Below are 19,743 nucleotides of genomic sequence, written 5' to 3' on the forward strand. Positions count from 1 at the left end.
ATTTTGATATTATGCAAATAATTTAAGAATTTCATTAATAAAATCTTCAAATTTAACTGGTTTTTTATTTAAAACCTTGTTAACAATAGCTCTACCAGCGGCACCAATTGATTCTCTTAGTTTATCAGAAGATGTTGAATAAACGTCTTCTGCTGGTTGATATTCTTTGCTGTTTGTTTGGATTTTTTTGAAGTTTTCAAATGCAATTTTTGATGCTCTATTTGAACCTTTAATTTCATTTACATCTTGATTAATGTAATCTGCAGTTGGCGAAATATAGCTACCAAAGTAATTAAATGCATCAATTGGCATAACATCTTTGTATTCAGTAGTTTTACCTTTATTTGTAAAACTTATTGATGCTATTTTTTCCTTAAACAATCATTGTACAAATAATTGAGTTGCCTTATCTTCTTTTTCATTAGCATGAATCAAAACAAGTGAAGGCCCTTGAATAAATACTGATTTCTTATCTTTAGAAGCATCTTTAACCAATGGAGTACTGATTCAATCAGCATCTTCAAAATTCAATAATTTATCAGCGCTCAATACTAATTGTGAAATTAAAGTCTTATCAACTAATACATATGAACTTCCATCATTAACAAATGTTGTACCTAATGAAACTACTTTCTTTATTTCTTCAGGACTAAGTGCAATTTTTAGTGTACTTGATAAAACTAGGTTATTGTTTTCAACGCTTCCGGCTAATAAGCGATAATTATTATTTTTATTAAATTCATCAGCTAATTTTGTCCCGACTTCTTTAGATACTAATTGTTTATCATATTGGCCAACAGTAGTACCTTGAGATAAATTATATGCATAGATATTATTTGTATGGCTTCCTGATTTAAATTTTAGTACAACATCATTGCCATCTTGTGCACCTTTATTTTTAAGTTCATATAATTTTTCAACTGTATTTTTTTGATCCTTAATATAATTTATTGTTTGTGTTTTACCGCTTATATATGTATGTGAGTACCCGGCTGTTGAACCAATACTTATTGCCATATTATGTTTAGTTAATAAGCTTGAACCAAAAGCTCCACCACCACCAATTCAAACTGCCCCGGATTTAATGCCATCAAAAATAGTTTTTGTTATTTTTTTAAATAATTCATTTTGGAATGTGCCATTTTGTTTAAACGATTCATAATCATATCCACCAGTAAGATCATGACCTGATGAAGGATTAATATATTGTGCGCTTGCATTGCCCTTAGTGATAGCAACATTCATAACATTAACAGCTGATGCTAATGAGTCAATGCCTAAAATAGGTTTATTTAAATCACTTGGATATAATTTTTTGGCAGCAATAGCAAAATTAATTAACTTATCATATTCTTGAAAAATTGAGTCATCAAGTGTTAAATTTAGTTCTAAGATACTTTTTTTAGCAGCTTCCATATCAGTAGCTTTGCTCTTTGCTCACTCAGTGTCTACGTATTTAGCATCACTCTGCGATGTGTTTTTGTAATAATCAATGTATTCTTTAACTTTTTTGGTTGAAGCATCTTTGCCCATTTTTACACCAGCTTCTTCTAATTCTTTTAATAATTTACCTAAAAGAACCTTATTAACTGATTGCATTTCAGAAGATCTTGAAAATGGAACTACTCATTTTTCTTTTGATTCTAGATTACCACCAATTTCATCATTAACATGCTTAAATGCTTCGGCAATATTCAAATTTTCATAAACATCATTTGGTAAAGCCAAATTCATGTCCAACTTCGCCAATATAGATGCAGCAGTTGGGTAGTTAATCATTATATTTCAAAATTCTTTTGTTTCTTTTGCACTTAATTTAGTTTCTAAGGCATTTGTTGAATAACCATTTGGTGTAAAAACGATTTCAACAGGTAAATAACCATTTTCAGTCTTTTTAGCTTGTTCTTCAGCTGAACCAGATTTTAATCATTTGTTAAATTCACTAACAATAGTTTTTAATCCAATACCTTGAACATTATTTTCAGAAAAACCAGTAGCAATTTTTAATTTGCCATCATAAACTTGGTCATATCTAGCACTAGAATGTGAAGGACCACATGATGCTAAAAACATAGGGACTGCAAAAAGTGATAAACCACTTAATGAGAATAAAATTTTATTACTTCTTTTCATTATTTATCCTTTCATTTTTTTACTTAAAAACAAAAAACAATAACGATCAGAAAACTAATCGTTATTGTTCAGTTGTGAAATGTGAGTTTTGATTTGTGTAATTCACAATATAATTTTACTACTTTTTAAATTTTATTAATTTAATAAAAGCGACGGATTTTTATCAATTCATTCGATTTTAAACCTAAAAATAGCATTTAAATTGCTAAGAAACTTATGCAAATTAATTTTAAAATATATTATTTTTTCTAGGTTTTGGCTAGTTTAACATTTTTTGAACTATATTTCTTTACAAATGTTCTTAATTTTATTAACGAATGATTTAATGATGATCTTGACTTATAAATTTTTTTATTAGCCAATAGTTCCACCAGGTTAGATAGACTACTATCAAGATTATTTTTTTTAATTTTAAAAAAAGCTAATTCCTGCTTAGTAAAAAGAAATGTTAAGTTATTTTTTTGCACAAAATCATAGTTTTCTAAAAACTGGATATTAGCATTAGCAATTCGTTGTTGATTATATATATCAAAGTTTGTAATGCGATTTATATTATTAAAATAATCTCGTTCAATTTTATATTCTTCAAGTTGATAATATGAATTAACCGTTTCAATGGCTTTTAAAAAATCACAAATATGTTCAATTTTTTTTAAATAAATTAAAAATTTATTTTCTCTTTTTAATAATTTAAATTCAAGATTATATTTATTTAGTATAGTCAAACATTGTAAAGCATTATCAAAATTATAAAACTTCAATTCAAGATGATTTGAAGAACTTTCAAAATTTGAGACTGAGCCCGATGCCAAAAAGATGCCAGAAAAATATTCACGTTCATATTTTAATTTTCCGTTATAAAAATCTGCAATTTCAATAACAAATTCATTTTTTCTTTCTAAAAAATAAGGAATTGATTGTTCTACTAAAAGCTGCTTAATAAATTCAAATATTATTTTATTATTAATGATTAATTTAAAAGCATTTTCTTCTATTTTTGACGTAGCAAAAACACCACTTAACAAGTTTAATTTATCTTGTTTTTTTAATGGTCTATTTATAATTTCTTCTTTGATTGTTTGAGTAAACGTTTTATTTCCCATAAGTTTATTTTAGTTATATTATATTAACACATTTTTAAATAAATAAAATATGTCCTTTATTGTGGAACATATTTTATTTAAAATTATTTTATTTCTTTTAATTGTGGAAATAAGAGAATATCTCTAATTGAATCATTTTGAGTTAGAAGCATTACCAAACGGTCGATTCCAATTCCGCAACCACCTGTTGGCGGAAGACCATATTCTAAAGCATTAACAAAATCTCAATCAATTTCGTTTGCTTCTTCATTACCGTTTTCTCTTTCCTCAAGTTGGGACTCAAATCTTTCTAGCTGATCGATAGGATCTGAAAGCTCAGTAAACATATTAGCAAATTCTTTGGTTCCAATAAATAATTCTGCTCTTTGAGTAAAACGGTCATCATCTAATTCTTTAAATGCTAAGGGGCTAATCTCAATGGGATGGCCATAAACAAATGTAGGTTGTATTAATGTTTCTTCGATATATTTCTCAAATAGTTCATTAATAACGTGACCTAACTTATAATATTTTTGCGTCTTGATTCCATGTTGTTTAGCTAATTCAAGGGCCTGAGCATCACTTAAATTACGGACATTAATTCCTATTTTTTGCGAAACGGCATCAACCATATTAATCTTTGCAAAAGGGTATTTAAATTCTATTTCATAGCCGTTAAATTTAACATTTTTAATATTTAACTTTGTGGTTAAGTGTTTAAATACGCCTTCCGTTCTTTCCATCATTCCTCACATATCTGAATATGCTTCATAAAATTCAATTGAGGTAAATTCAGGATTGTGTGTACTATCAACCCCTTCATTACGGAAAATACGTCCAATTTCATAAACTCTTTCCAGACCACCAACAATACATTTTTTTAATGGCAATTCTGTGGCTATTCTTAAATAGAATTCACGGTTTAAAGCATTATAAAATGTTTTAAAAGGTCTAGCTGCAGCTCCACCCAATATTGGTTGCAATACAGGAGTGTCAACTTCGAGATAATCTAAATTATCAAAAAATTCACGTACACCTTTAATAATTTTGGTTCTTAAGATAAAAGTATTTTTTGATTCTTCATTAACTATTGTATCAACATAACGATGTCTACGTCTTTCCTCTGCATCAACTAAACCATGGTATTTATCAGGTAATGGTTTTAATGACTTTGTTAATAAAACAAGTTTTGAGGCCTTGATCATTAATGCTTCAGTATGGGTTTTAGAGATAAATCCCTCAACACTAATAATGTCACCTAGATCTAATTGTTTTAAAACTTCTTGAGAAAATTCATCTAATATTTTTTTATCAATATAAATTTGCATTTTACCATTGCGGTCCTGTAATACTAAAAAAGGACCACGTTGAGCAACAACCCTACCATTAAAAACAACAAATTTATTTTCAGCATCAATTGCTTCTCTTGTTTTACTTTCATACAATTTCGTTATTTCTTGCGATGAAATTGTTGGTCTAATAGTTGAATTAAATGCTCTAATATTTTTTTGCGCTAAGATTGAAATTTTGTTTCTTCTTATTTGTTCTTGTTCTGAATATTTTCTTTCCATAAATTTATATAATCTTTCAAAATAATATCCTAATCGTAATAAGGAATGATGTGAATATGTGTTCTAAAAATTGCTTGTCCAGCAGCTTCATTATTATTTATAACTAATTTGAAACCAGAAGCATTAAGCTTATCTGTTTGTAATAAAGCTAATTTTCTAGCTTTTTTGACCAATTTAACCAAGTCTTCTTCTTCGATATCATATAAGTTTTGTGAAAACTCTTTTGGTACAACCAAGAAATGGCCTTTTTCTACTGGATCAATATCTAGAAAAGCAATAACATCAGCGTCCTCATAAATAATTGTTGCGGGTATTTCTCTATCAATAATTCTCTGGAATGTATCTTTTTCCATAATTTTCTTTTTTTAAATTAATCCTTCCACTTTAAATAATTCTAAAACAATCGGGTTTAGCTCTGTTAACTTAAATCCTAGATTGTCTATTATATATTTATTAGCCTCTCTAAACAATGTGTTTCCTTTTGAGACAACAATATAGTTAGCAATAATACTTTGCTGCGTTGCATCATTTCATGGGGTATTTTCAAAAGTAAAAATTTTCTTATCAACAATTTCATTTTTTAGATTTTTTACTTTTTTAGATAAATATAATGGTGCTAATTTAATTACATATGAAGCATCAATTTTTTTATCATTAATAACATCGATAAATGTTGGATACTTATCTAGGTTATAATCATTTGCATTAGTTTGGTCTATAAATTTCTTATCCTTATATTCTAATTCAGCACTAAAATCGTAATAATGTCTCGATCCAAGTTCCTTAATACTTAATCTCATTGGCGCTCTTAGAATTTGACCACTAAAAGTTATCGAGTCTTTTAATTCAAACATAAGAGTATATTTTTTGTTTTCTAATAAAGTTATTTCTTTAGTAAATACTTTTTCATTATCATTTTGTCTTGTAAGGCCTTCGAATTCAATATCCTTAGCATTAAATACTTTTAAATTTTCTTCCTTATCTTGTTTAGATTTGAGCGATGCTGTGGCCTTAATTTTTGGTAACTTCTTTTCTTGAGCAAGAATTTTTGCTAATTTAAAATAGTCCTGGTCTAATACTTTTTTAGTTTTTGGATCTACAAAACCAAAAACAGGTGAAGTAAATTTTTTGGCTGTGTAAAATGAGTTTGATAAATCGCCTGTTGTTTCTGAATTAGCAACAATTCCGTTAAATGCTCTTAATGTTTTAAGTTCAAATCCTTCTGAAGCACCAGTTTTTAAAATATATTCGGGATATTTGGCAACCGGATTGTAATCATACTGTTGAGTTTTTTTAGGATTATATGATGCTAGATTGTTAAAATCGTTAAAGGTTGAAATATTTGCCTTACCAATTCTTAAATTCATATCTTTTGTATCAGTAAATGATCATCTTTGGATAAGGGGGTTTTCAAGAAGATACTTAATTAAATAAAGATTATTACTTGAAAAATCAAGGGCATCATAAATATCTTTTTTTAACAATGTAGTTGAATCTTTCTTTATTTCCTCTTCGAGACTTACTTGATATTTATCTAGGCCATTTTGATTAACGGATAGTTTTTTAAACTCATCTCTTGATTTTAATAGATAAATTTTAGAAACTAGCATTTTTTCTAACTCTAATCTAAGATTTTCCTGCAAGAATTTAGAATTCTTCATTAAAAATATAAATTCATCTTCGCTAGGAATATTTTCAGGGGCTGGATTATAGGTGCTAGTGTCAATATTTAATCGAATAAAATCATGTTTTAGATTTCAAAACTTTTGAGCATCAGTATTTAGTGAAACAGAGGCATAATATTTAAATAAGTCATATAAATCTTTATGAAGCTGATTATTTTTATTTTCAATCGCAGAAGCAATTTTGTCTTTTTGATTAATATTTTTTAAATCATTAACATAAAATTTTTCAAGATATGTATCAACAACTGATAAAATCATTTGATTCTTTGATGTTTGCTGTTTTAAAAAACCTGATTGATAACCCGGGGTTTCAGCATTATTTTGTGATTTATTATTTGCACATGATACTAGTAATGGAACACCAGAAAATATTAGAGGTGATAAACTAAGCAATACTTTTGAAAGTTTTTTCATTTTTTTCCTTTCCTTATAAAAATTTTTCTATTCTAAAACATATTTAACTATGATGTCAAATAAATAAGAAATAATATCTTTATTATCATGTGGTTTAATTATAAATTTATTTGTACTTGTATCATATTCAAAGTCAGCTACAAGATTATCATTAATTTGTTTCTTAATAAAATCTTTTATTTGACCATATTTTTTATTTACAATAGTTGCCTTATTTGTTTGCTCTAGTGTTGAAATATAGTTTAAAGCTCCTTTAATATCTGCATCATCAAAGTTTTTTTCTTTATCCGAATCAATAGGAGTAAATTTTTGTTGTTTTAAATATTCTTTAAATGTATCTTGTGAAAGAAGATCGTTGATTTGATATGTAGTATCCAATATATCTGCAAAAATAGTATTTAAATTAAATAATTCACTAGTAAATGTATTTTTGTAATTTGCTTTTGATTTAATTGCTAAATCTTTAACAATTAATTTTTGAACAGCTTCCACTGTATCAAACTTGTGTAAATTTTGAATTAATATTCCTTTTGGAGATACTGAAACAAAATTTTCCCCGACCTTGTAAATAGCGTTAATTTTATTGTCCTTATTATCTTTCACAAATACATCTTTAAATGCATTACCAAATAATTTGTTAAATTCCTTATCTTCAAGGTTATTAATTATTTTCTCAACTTCATTATTATACTTAGCATATTCCTCAACGTAATCAGCATTTTTTTCTTTTAAAGTAGGATCTGCATTCAATGCACTCTCAAGTTTTTTCTTAAAATCTGTTTCGAGATTATTATAACCACTAAGCGATTTTAAAGCCTCAATTAGCTTTTTCTTTAAATCCTTAAACAAATTATCCTTTTGAGTATATTTATAAATACCTTTATCAGTTTGTGCGTCACCTAGTAAAATTGATAGTAGCCCAAAGTATGAAGATGGTTCACTTGAAGAAATTGCTTGTTTTAAATTAACAAAACCCTTTGATCCAAATTTTGAAGCATTTGCCTTATCGGCTGATAAATATTCAATTAATGTCTGGTCATTTTTTGCATGTCTTTCATCATCTGAAGTAATGTTATCGTTTTTTATTAATGTGCTAAATCCTCTAAAATCATTTAATGCATCAATTGCAAGTTTTAATTTATTGTGAGTATCATTTTCCGGATATGCTGAAAACTTAAGAAGATTAATTATTTCAGCCTTTGTTACAATCCATGGTTTTTCAGCACCAGTTGTATCTTGATGAGCAGATAATGAAAATTCTGATAAAATGGCTTGTTTTCTGTCGATTCATGGCTTGATAAATCTTTCAGGATTTCTAAATTCCTTAACAAATGATGTTGTAACAAACATCGGAATTTTGATTGAAGCTTGTGAATTTGTTTGTGACTCAATTGAATCCTCTGCTGGTAATACATAATTTTTGTTTTCATGAGCAAAAGGCAAAAATATTTTTTGGCCTTTTTTAGCTATTTCAACTTTTTTGCCATTGTATTCATAAAAAACATCTTTATTGGCTAGGATACCATTTTTTAATTCATTGTATGTTCAATCAGTATTAACTTCGGTTTTATATCTACGATAAGCATTTTTGTTGATTTCTAAATTAACTCGGTATTCCAAAGCTTGTTTCTCATTTTTTGACGATCCTCATGATGGCTTCGAAATCTCTTCTAAGAATTTTTCTTCTCATTTTTGTTCAAGGCCATATTGCTTTTGATACTGTCTTTTTAAATCATCAATTTCTTTTTGCACTTTTTCTTTAATTTTATCAATCGAATCTAGGGCAAAAGATTTTTCATCTGTTTTTGCTTTGTCGGCATTATAAACTGCTTGATATCATAAAGAAGCCTCATACTCTTTCTCATAAAGATATTTGGCAATGTTTTTTTCAATAGAATCAAAAATATTTTTGTTTTTATTTGTTAGAGTAGGATTTTTGTCTAGCTCGCCATATGTTAAAGTTTTAATAGAACCATCTGGTTGAATGATTTTAATAATTGAGCTTTTTTCATCCAATATCGGAGTTGGAGCAGGTAGGGCCTTCGAAGCTTGAACAAGTGGAATAGAAATACCAGCTGCTAAAACAGCTGAAATGGCGGTTGCTCAAAAAGTGCCTCAAATGACCTTTTTTCTCTTAGCTTTTTGTTCAGTGGTTATTTGTTTTTTAAATTTTTCTGACATATTTGCCTTTCATTCTGAATATAGTAATGTACAAATAAAAATATTCATATTTAATTAATTAAATAAGATAACAAAATTTTACCACTTTTTACATATATTTTGCTAACAACAAAACCAAGTTAACACGGGCAGGTTAAGCAATATTTAGTAGAGAATTAGCAAATTAAATAAATTAAGGTAAAAATAAATTTAAATTATAATTTTAAAATATGACTAAAATTTTTAACCATAAACTTGACATCTTGAAAGAATTTATTAATATTTGTAGTAAGCATGAGCTCTGATATAGTCTTGATTTTAATAGTCTTTTAGCAGTGGTTAATAACCTGGAATATTGAAATGAAACTGATCATTATGAAGTAATGATGACTTTTGAATCATATGAAAAACTAAGACAATTATATCCACACAAGGTAATTGATTCGGTCAAACACTCTGACTATTATTCGTTACAAAATAAATTTGTTGAAGATAGTAAAAATATATACAATGATTGTCCTTTTGTTGATATTAATTTAATCATTCCCACAACGATTAAAAAAATAAAAAAGATGTATAAATTTTCTAATAAAAGTAAAAGCTTTATACAATATTATGCTACTATGAATTATTCAAATATTCCTAAAATTAAAAACAAAATTATTATTTCTAAATTCCTAAAGGCTTTAAAAAAATCGATAAACTATAAGGATTTAGTAAATGATCTAAACGATGATATGTATGAAGGTTTTGTTATAACATCACCAATAATTAATCATTTTTTTCTAACAAAATGATTAACAAATACTAACTATAACATTCGTATTTTTGAAAAAGATGGGCTAAAACTTCATGTTATAAATGAATATCAAAATTATTTAAGAAACATCTTTGGAAGTGATTGAAAAAACATTAAAGAAATTGCAGTTCCATATTACTTTGGCTCATGTATCGACATTATAAAAAGTGTTTCTAACAACGATGATAAATAATTAAGATTTTCTTAAATTAAAATAAAAAACCAGTTTATTACTGGCTTTTTTTCTTCAACTAATTACGCTCTTTTTTCAGCTATTCTTCTTTTTTTGGTTTGAGTAGCAACTTTTATTCTAGCAATACCAAATACAATTGCTGAAACAATTATTAATATTAGCGTAATACATATGAATACAAGTAATACTATTTTCGTCAATGTGAATGCAGAGATAAATAAAGCGATCCATATTGGTAAGCAGGATGATAACATGCAATATGAGGATACTATGTAAGATTTTTTAATTTTCTTTGATAGCAAAAATGCTGATAGAGTAATAATAGCAGTTGATAGTATTAATCCAAATATAATAAATAATATAGTTATAATCATTTTAATTTTCTTTTTCCTTTTTTATTAATCATTTTCGTTCTTGATGTTTTATATCCTTAATATGTCCTAATTCAAGATAAATAACTTTATCCGCAATTTGTGCAACATCAGCATCATGTGAAACAATAATTATCGTAGTTCCATAATCGCGGTTGATTTCTTGAAGAATTTTTAAAACAATTCATCCTGTTTTTTCATCAAGAGCGCCGGTTGGCTCATCGGCAACAAGAATATCAGAATTTTTAGCTATTGCTCTTAGGATAGAAACACGTTGTTGTTGACCGCCCGACATTTGTGAAGGGTATTTAAACATACATTCTTCAAGGTCGAAATCCTTAAATAATTTCTTAATATCCAAATGTTTTGACTTGTCCTTCTGTAAATAAGCGCCGGTCTCAACATTATCATAGCTATTTAGATTTTGCAATAAATTATAGTTTTGGAAAATAAATGAAATATTATCGCGTCTAAATAGCGTTTGTCTAGATTCATTTAGATAAGGCAAATTTATATTATTAACAATAACCTTACCACTAGTTGGTCTATCTAGTGCACTTATTATATTTAAAAGTGTCGATTTTCCTGACCCTGATTTACCATACAATATTGCAATTTCGCCCTTTTTTATGGTTAAAGATACACCTTTTAGAACATCGGTTGCAACGTTTCCTGATAAATAAGTTTTCTTAACATCAAAAACTTCAACAATATTGCCATCGCTATTCTTTTCCTTTTCTAATCCATCTTTTTTTCGAGGTTTATTATTTGCTAATTTATATTTTTTTAGCGTTGCACTATCTAATGGATGCCCTGATATTCCGTCAGCATTCGAAGCTATTGATGTCTCTTTTTTATTATTCATAGAAACATTTAAATCTTCATTTTTAGATTCAACTTTTTTATTTCTTCTTCACATTATTTTCCTTTCAAGGTGTCAATGGCCTTAATTTTATTTAAACTCTTTCAAGTAGCCATCGAGGTCAGAATAAACACTGTTAAGCAAATTGCTGCTGAGATAATAATTGTTGAATAGTGTAAAACAAGTGGCAAGACAATTTGAGATGTAGCCATCATAAATGCATTAAATACCGAAATCAATAGTAATGTTGCAGGTATCATTAATAAACAAGCAAATATTATAGTTGGAACAAAGTTAGCAAAGAATAGTGAAATCTTTTCGCGATTAGTATAACCTAAAACTGAAAACGTAGCTATTGCTCTTTGATTTGAGGCAATCATAATATTAGTGATAACAATTAATATTATAATGGAAATCAATAGCGACATAACAATAAAAGCTATTATAATAACATTTACAGTTTCAGAAATATCAGCTATAAAACCTGCTTCAATATCTTTACTATTAACGTTAAATGAAGCACCATACATAATATTTTTACCATAAATAGTATCAGGTTGTATTCCATAAAATTTCGTAAGAATACTGCGTGCTAAACCTTTAAATTCTTCATTTGAATTAGCTTGTTTTACAATCTTTTCATATTGAGATTCATTTATATTAAGAAGTCTAAATAATACGTCTTTATATCTTAATTTAGCTCCAGGGTGTGCTTCATTATAGGAATCAATATTATGTTCATAAACAGATATATAATTTAGATCTTTATTAGATATAAATATGCGTTTAAAGAATTCCCAAACAGTTTGATCGCTTGCACCTTCAACTTCAAATGAAGAGGTCGCGCCTCAAAAACCGGTTGATGAATAAGTAGTTAAGGTATCGATCGTTTGGACTGGTGTTGTATCACTAGATAAAATACCATTAAACGCTTCATATTTTCGTCTAAAGTCTCTAGTAATTTTTTGTTTATTTTGTGGGTTTAAGAATATAGCATTTTCTAGTTCTTGCTTACGTGCGTTTTGCAAACGAGTAGTCAATGTGTCATAACCCAAAATTTTGTCTAAGATGTCCTTTCTTGTAATAAATTCACTATTAATGTATGTTTCGGATATATCAATAACTTCAAAGGTATATTTAGTTCTCGGTGGCTTTTGATTTAACGCACGATAACTAAAGCGATCAACATGGTTTAATAAATCAAATTCAATTTTTGAACCAATAGAAAGATTGTATCTTTTTTGGGCAACAGTATTGACAATCAATGGGATTGTAGTATTTTCATTATATTGATAGTTAGCTAATTTCTGTTGTAAATCTTCATTATTAGCATTGTGCATTGAAATGAATCTACTATCACCATAATATCCATAAATCTTTATTTCTTTATTATTATATAGTGTTTTAGCATAAGTATATTTTTCATTAGTTACATCATTTCAATAAATACCGCCAAATGATACAAAGAAATCAAGACCTTCAATACGACGGTAGGCATTAACCAAGAAATTACGATATTCCTGTCTATATCTCGATGTTGAAACAGATTTTGGTTTAAAGTATGTTTCATTAATGGGATCTCATTCAATAAATTTAAATTGTTCGCTAATTCTTCCGTTGGATTGATTGTTTTGATATAAAGACGACGAAGTGAAATAAAAGAAGCTCGTACGATTTTTTATATCTTCTGGCTTATTATTGGCAAGATCTTTTTGAAATTTTTCCAAATCAGTAACGGCAATAATATTTGATATGTCACTATCTTCAACATTTAAATAATCCTTACCGGTTTTTAACTTAGAAATATCAATTAAATATTGGGTAGCTTGCATTTCTTTTGATACACGCTTAAATATTTGCGCGACTCTAGCTCTTTGCGTTTCAGGCAAACTAGCATAAGTAATATCTCAAGGGCTTAATTCAACCGATAAATCAATCAAGATATCAAGTGATGATTTAGTCAACACTGTTGGTGCGTACGGAATATGTGGGACATCGGTATTAAATGAACTGCCTGGTCTTAGGAAATTCGGGTTGGCATAATCAAGTTGACTACCATTTGATGAAGATGATCCAGCTAAATCATTAGGAACATATAATAATGAATTTATATCAGATTTATTATAAGTAACATAAGGCCCACCTTCAGTTGTCGGGCTTTCAAGATCAAGCTTAAATTTATAGAGTCTATCTTTATATGTTTTTGTTATAGCCTTATTAAAAATGTTGTTTGACGATAAAAAGAACATAGAAATCAACGATGTGGTTGAAAATGCTAAGAATAGCGAGAACATTTTTCAGAAATTATTTAGTGCCATAGAGGCGATAAATCTTGCTTTAACTGGCAGTTTTCTGAACATTGCTGAAATTCTTTGAGCAAAATTCCCAACCTTAACCTCAACAAGACCACTCATTAACTCAATAGGTTTTTTTCTAACAGAAATTGCTGTTATTATAAAAATTAAGAAACTAACAAATAACAACGGTGCAATTATTGTACCAAGGATGGCGGAGGTGTGAATAGGAATTATATTATTTTCAAGTGTCCAGTATGAAGACAAAACATTCATTGCTGTTCCCTGTAAGGCAAAACCAACAATATAACCAAGTAAACCACCAACAAAAGCAGGGATTCAACCAAAAGCACAAAATGCAAATGCTATTTTTGAGGTTTTATAACCCTGAGCACGCAATATTCCAACAACTTTATTTCTCGCTTCAATATATCTCTTCATAATAAAGTATATGATGAATGCAACTAAGATAGTTAAAACAGAAATTAAATAGAATGTGGCATTTTTGATTGAATTAACAATAGTTCTAATGGTTACAATTCTTATCTTTCTTTCAGGATTTATATTGTCTAATTCATCTTTTAAATAAACCTTTTTGTTAAATGAATTAGGATTAATAAGATTAATATCATTATTAAATTGCTCCTGCAATTCCTTCGGCGATTTATTATGCAAATATTTTCCATTCTCATCAACAGGCGCTTTAACTAATGCATAAGTCTTAACAGCAAAAGTTGGATATGCTGAATTTATACGGTCAAAACCCTTTGAATTGACATAAATAATTGCTTGGGTATTAGTATCTACTTGAATATTTTCTTCATTAATAACAGGATATAAATAATCAACAGTTGAATCAATACCAATGATTAAATACTCCTGCGTATTAACTTTAACCTTGTACTTTTCATCTAATGAAGAAATAAATAATTGCATAGCATAAGGGTTCGATAGATATTTGCTTATATCACCTTTATAGACTTCTTTACCGTTTTTAGATGCATAACCATAATTAACTTTAGCAACATATGAGCCTGAATCTGAATAAGAAATTAAATTTGATATTTTAATAGGTTCTATGATTTTATATACTGATTTTTCTAAAGATGAGGTAATGTTAATACCAAATAAATCAAGTCCCTTACCATTACTATTTCTTAATTTTTGATTAAAAATATAATTAAATCTAGATAGGTCTAAATCAATAGAAGTATCGTTTTTTGATTCAACATAATAAGCAGAATTTTCAAAATTTTGTGTAATTGCTTCAATTTGATAAAATATATCCTTAACATTCGAAGACTTAAGATTATTTAAAACTTTTTTAACAATATAAGCAATATTACCTTCGTTTGGATTTGGACTTAAAATATAATATAAAGGAATTTGAGGAAAGCTTAGTAGTGTCAAAGGATTTAATAGATTATTAGGAATATTTAACAATGATAAATGATTATTAAGTCTTGAATTTTCAATAACCTTTTTGAATGCCAAATCTAGTTCATAATCATCTTTAATTAACGGTTTTATAGGAGTTTTGTCATTAGTTTCAAGGAATGAATCAAGAAACATTTTTAATGAATTATTGTAATAAGTTGGAATTTGCGAGGCTGTTGCAATGTAACCAAAGTTATAAGTAAGTTCATTTGAATTCTTAATTAAAAGGTCAATTATTTTATCAATAGTTTTGGTGTCAATTCCAGCATTAATTAAATTAGATTTAAATAAATTAATACCTTGCGATTTTTTCAATAAAGAAATAAGTTCACGATTTGCTAAATTAGTATGTGCATGAGCATAAGGAATTTTTAAAAGTGTTGCTTGATACTTATTATCGCTTCCCAATATTCCCAAACTAGGAATTGGATTAATAACTTTATCGAAGTTTTGCATTGCCTTAACAAATTCAGGATTTAGCGCTAGTTTATAGATTTCATTTAGAACAAGTTTAATTTGTGCATAAGAAAGTTTTTTAGCATATTGCTTTTCAATAATCTTTTGTCCAGTATTTTGATCAATAGATATTTTATCTTCAATACGCTCAATTCTATTCAAAAAATAAGCCATCTTAATTCATATGCTATATAAAACAAACATATTTTTAATAATTGATTCCTCACCATTTGCAAGAAATGATGAACCTAAATATTTAGCTAGAAAATTATGCAAGGTTTTTAGAATTTCTATTTGTGATTTTTTATCTTTAGCATTTGAATCAATAATTGCTGATAAATAGGCTAAATCAGCATATGATTCGGGCTTTTGGTTTTTGTCTTCTAATATAAAGTCGAACTTATTATCCCTTGGTTTAAGAGATTTTAGTTTTAAAAGAGATACAAAATTAAAATATTTTTCAAGTTTAGCAAGTAATTTTGATAGATTATTTAGCTCAATATCATTAACAAGTGCTTGCTGTTTAACAAAATCAAACTCAGATTTAGTTAATTTTAATAAAGTTTTAAAATTTATTGCTTGTTTTACCTTCGCAATAATCTTTTTGATATCAACTAAATCAAATTCATTAATAGGAACATTATATGATGAAGGAATAGAAAAACTGCTAGACAAATTATTTGGCAATGCTAATTTAGGCAAAATAGCCAAATCTAGTAATGAAATTTTTCCTTCTTCTTTGGTTGGAATAGAAATATTTAATTCTTTAACCAAACTTTCTGTTTTGTTTGAAAAGTTAAAAATTTTAATAATCGCATTTTGAATTTGAATAATTTTGCTTGCTGAAATTTCATTTTCGCCAACAAGGTTTAGAGAGGACATAAATGCTGCCAAATAATCAGATTGATTTAAATATTCAGTATTGTAATCGTTATAAATTTTATTATTAGCTGTAATTGGATATTTATTAATCTTAATTAATTTATTAAGTGAATTAGTGAATTGTTCAATATTTATATTTGAAAAAATACTAAATAGTCCTTCGTTAATATTCTTATATGAGCCATCTTTATTAGCGTCTAAGGCTTTAAAGAATTTTTTAGCCTCACCCTTCGTATTTTTATCTAAGTCTTGATTTATATTTTTGTATGCTTGAACTCATTTTTGGTAGTAGCTGCTTTTTTGCTCTGGATCAAGTATTTTGCTAAAATCTACTAAATTAAAAAGGTTCTTAATGGATTTTTTGAATTTTTCTTCATTCAATGAACTTAATAAAGAAATAATCATCCGTTCATGAGACATTGTTCAATATGTATCATTTACCGCAGTAAACGGTTTATATGGATGGCGATCGTATCAATCGTTTATTATTGCTGAAAATTTAACAAAATCAATTGATGAAAATATTTCGGTTAAAATATCGAAAATTTTTTCTTTATCTCTTATATAAACAAATAGATCTTTTAATGAAATCTTGAGTTGTGGAATAATGTATAAATTAGAAAAATTTAAAATTCCGCTTAGATTATTTATTTGTGAAACAAGATAGTTTTCCCTTTCTTCATTAGTTTTAGCCGATAGTAAATATTGTTTTTTGAAATATAAAAATATCTTTGCAAAGAAATTATGAATGAAAGCATTTGCATTTATATTTATGTATTCAAGATTTTGGTTATTATCTTGCGGCAGAGGTTTAACTAAAAATTTAATAATATCTAAAATTGTTTTTTCTAAAATAAAACGGTTAGTTTTTCCGATGGCAAGCAATGTATGTAACCCATTGCTTTCAACAGAATCGGTGACAGCTTTGAAAATACGATATACATCACGGCGATCAAATAATTTTCCAAAATCTGTATCTAAAAGAACTGAACGCAATCTATCAACTAAGGTTTTAATTGTATTTTTTTGTGTAATTTCAAGAATTAAATCTGGTGAAATTGATCCGAATGATATTGGTAAACTTATTGCGTTTCTAAATTGAGGATTAACAACGGCTCAACCGTTTGCACCTATTTCACCACGAACAGTATAATCTTGTTGAACAAGGTAATTATAAACTTCATCCAAGCTTAAATATTCCTTGTCATTAACTAAAACCTTATTTCACACGATATCATCTGTAAAACCATCAATATTGCTTTGAACTAAAAATATATATTTATTTGGTCTAGGCATTGCAATTGCCCCAACGACAGTAGATCCTCCGGGGCGCTTTATTTCTGGCGTAGCAGTAGTTAAAACCAATATTTTTCCATCAACTAGGGTTGGAATTTTTGTGTTTTCAAGAAAATCATAGTACTTTTCAAATCTTATATCCGCATTAAAATATTCATTATTTGGCGTAAAATTACGAAAAATAGTTTCAACTAACGACCTAGTATAAACAGCAGGAATTTTAGTTATAAGATTGCTATTTTTATCTGGCTTTAATAAGAATTTATCAACATTTTCATTTGAAATACTTGAATGCAAAATAGATGGATTAAGACTTTCGTTATATAACTTACCGACATTATTTTCAAATCCTAGTATTTTTTTATCCTTATCACCAATATTAACAAAATGAAATACATTCTTTTTTGCGTTGCCCTCATTAACTGTTTCAACAGTGATGGTTTTTCTAATACCTAAATTATCTTTACCAACAGTTTTTTTAATATCTTCTAGTATTGAAGAACGAGCAAAACTTAAAGCATTATTACGAATAAAATTTTGAGCTACATTAAGCTTGCCAACATTTGATACATCTTGAAATTCTTCATCACTTAATGGCTGCGATCCTAATTTATTAAATTCTACTTGCTTAATATTTCATAAATTAAAGGCATCAAGGTTTTGTTTATTTTTAGGAATTCGTGTATTTTCTTTCCCTCCACTTCACGGCTGTTTAAAGGTGACATCAATATCATTTTTATCAATTGGAACCGTTTGCACAAAGGTTTGTTTATATTTATTTCCGATACTGTATGTAGTGGTTATGGTCTTATCTCAATAAGAGAAATATAAATTTTGCTCATATTCTTTAGGTTGATTTTTGCTAAATTGCTCAATAAATTTAAAGTACGATCCTTTTCAATTGGACTTATCTTCTTGATTGCTTTCATTTCAATTTAAAATGTAACGATATCAATTATATGAAACCATTCGCTCAGCTCTTCTTATTCATCCTTCCGGAATTTTATAAGTATTATTAGAAGCTAGTTCGATATACAGAGGAGAATTAGAAACTATTTTATTTACATTTGCAAATGTCCCGAGTTTAAAATCATCAACAAGGATATCATCATTAATAATATTTCATTGTGTTGTTTTTTGGTTGCCAGCGATTTTAATTTTTGCATTTTTAGCTTTTTCTTCATTAAAATATCACTTTTGATCATTTGATTTTTTTTCAAATCCCATTAATTCAAGGACTTTATTAGATTCAATAACATATAAAACACCTTCTGCTTTTCATTCATCATAATCTTGGGTCAAAAATGATGCTTGCTTAGTTACGGTATTGATATAAAGAGGCGAGGATTCTACAACGCTATCTTTAATTGTTTGTTGATTAAAAGGTCCTTTAGGACCATATGATATAGTTAAAATATCACCTAATTTTACTTTTGTTTTAAATCTTATTAAGTCATCGGTATTAACTCTGTTTACTTTAGTTACCAAAGAATATTTATTTCCCTCTTTTTGATAAACTTTAAATTTTCTATTTTCACCTGAAAAAGTAAATTCTCTAATCTTTTGGGGATTAGGGTTTTCTTTATTAATCTCGAATCTGACACTTGAAACTTGACCCGAAAGTTGTTCATAATATAATTTTAAAAAGTCTTCAGTCTTCAAATAATATTTAGGATTGGTGTTTCAATTTTCGATAGTATCTTTTATGTTAATAAAATTGTGCTCGCTTCCCGGCAAATTAATCGTATAAGAAACATCCGAACCATTTTTAGATGATTCGAATTTTATTGGCGAAGTAATAACACTATGATTATCCTTGTCGATTTGATTATATCCATGGCTAGGGATGACTCCTGAAGGATTAATATCTAAATCAACAGTTAAATCATGCAATTTAGAAACCTTATCATATGCATTTATTGTTCGTGAATATGAAGTCTTAACATCATTTAACAAAGTAAATAAAAATGTTGTTAAGAAAATTAAGATTGTTAAACAAATTAATGTAACTTTGTTTTTAGCAAGTGACCTAAAAACTTCTTTAAATAATCTCTTCATCTCTCACCCCTTCCCAAACTTTGTAATGTTAATTATATAGTTTATTAAAT

The 19,743-nt window shown here is 27.6% G+C and carries 9 protein-coding genes; 1 reads left to right on the top strand and 8 read right to left on the bottom strand.

The window, feature by feature from the left end; all coding sequences use genetic code 4:
• Positions 1 to 9: 9 nt before the first annotated feature.
• The 6 genes from ACT1UH_RS02040 to ACT1UH_RS02065 form a co-directional block, all read right to left on the bottom strand.
• A complete protein-coding gene (locus ACT1UH_RS02040) occupies positions 10 to 2,133 on the bottom strand; it encodes a P68 family surface lipoprotein (protein WP_444704797.1) in 2,124 nt (707 codons plus the stop codon).
• A gap of 248 nt (positions 2,134 to 2,381) precedes the next feature.
• Positions 2,382 to 3,236, bottom strand: a complete 855-nt coding sequence (whiA, locus tag ACT1UH_RS02045) for a DNA-binding protein WhiA (protein ID WP_438340340.1) — start codon at positions 3,234 to 3,236, stop codon at positions 2,382 to 2,384.
• An 83-nt stretch (positions 3,237 to 3,319) separates the two neighbouring features.
• Positions 3,320 to 4,786, bottom strand: coding sequence for a lysine--tRNA ligase (gene lysS / locus ACT1UH_RS02050; protein ID WP_444704798.1), 1,467 nt, complete (start codon positions 4,784 to 4,786; stop codon positions 3,320 to 3,322).
• Positions 4,787 to 4,815: 29 nt separating this feature from the next.
• Positions 4,816 to 5,139, bottom strand: a complete 324-nt coding sequence (gene hinT, locus ACT1UH_RS02055) for a histidine triad protein HinT (protein ID WP_438340342.1) — start codon at positions 5,137 to 5,139, stop codon at positions 4,816 to 4,818.
• Between the two features lie 12 nt (positions 5,140 to 5,151).
• A complete protein-coding gene (locus ACT1UH_RS02060) occupies positions 5,152 to 6,885 on the bottom strand; it encodes a HinT-interacting membrane complex lipoprotein P60 (protein WP_444704799.1) in 1,734 nt (577 codons plus the stop codon).
• A gap of 27 nt (positions 6,886 to 6,912) precedes the next feature.
• Entirely contained in the window at positions 6,913 to 9,066 is a 2,154-nt protein-coding gene (locus ACT1UH_RS02065) for a HinT-interacting membrane complex protein P80 (RefSeq protein WP_444704800.1), read from the bottom strand.
• 209 nt (positions 9,067 to 9,275) lie between these two features.
• On the opposite strand from ACT1UH_RS02065, the gene ACT1UH_RS02070 reads away from it, so the two are divergent.
• Complete coding sequence (locus ACT1UH_RS02070) at positions 9,276 to 10,037, top strand: hypothetical protein (protein ID WP_444704802.1); 762 nt, start codon at positions 9,276 to 9,278, stop codon at positions 10,035 to 10,037.
• A gap of 375 nt (positions 10,038 to 10,412) precedes the next feature.
• Here the strand turns inward: ACT1UH_RS02070 and ACT1UH_RS02075 are convergent, their stop codons facing one another.
• Positions 10,413 to 11,327 (bottom strand): ABC transporter ATP-binding protein, encoded by a 915-nt coding sequence (locus ACT1UH_RS02075; RefSeq protein WP_444704803.1) that lies wholly within the window; start codon positions 11,325 to 11,327, stop codon positions 10,413 to 10,415.
• Positions 11,327 to 19,693, bottom strand: coding sequence for an ABC transporter permease (locus ACT1UH_RS02080; RefSeq protein WP_444704804.1), 8,367 nt, complete (start codon positions 19,691 to 19,693; stop codon positions 11,327 to 11,329). Before ACT1UH_RS02080 ends, ACT1UH_RS02075 begins: the two co-directional genes overlap by 1 nt.
• Positions 19,694 to 19,743 lie beyond the last annotated feature (50 nt).

The sequence above is a fragment of the Mycoplasma sp. 332 genome (assembly GCF_052378275.1).
In the GTDB taxonomy this organism is placed as follows: domain Bacteria; phylum Bacillota_I; class Bacilli_A; order Mycoplasmatales; family Metamycoplasmataceae; genus Metamycoplasma.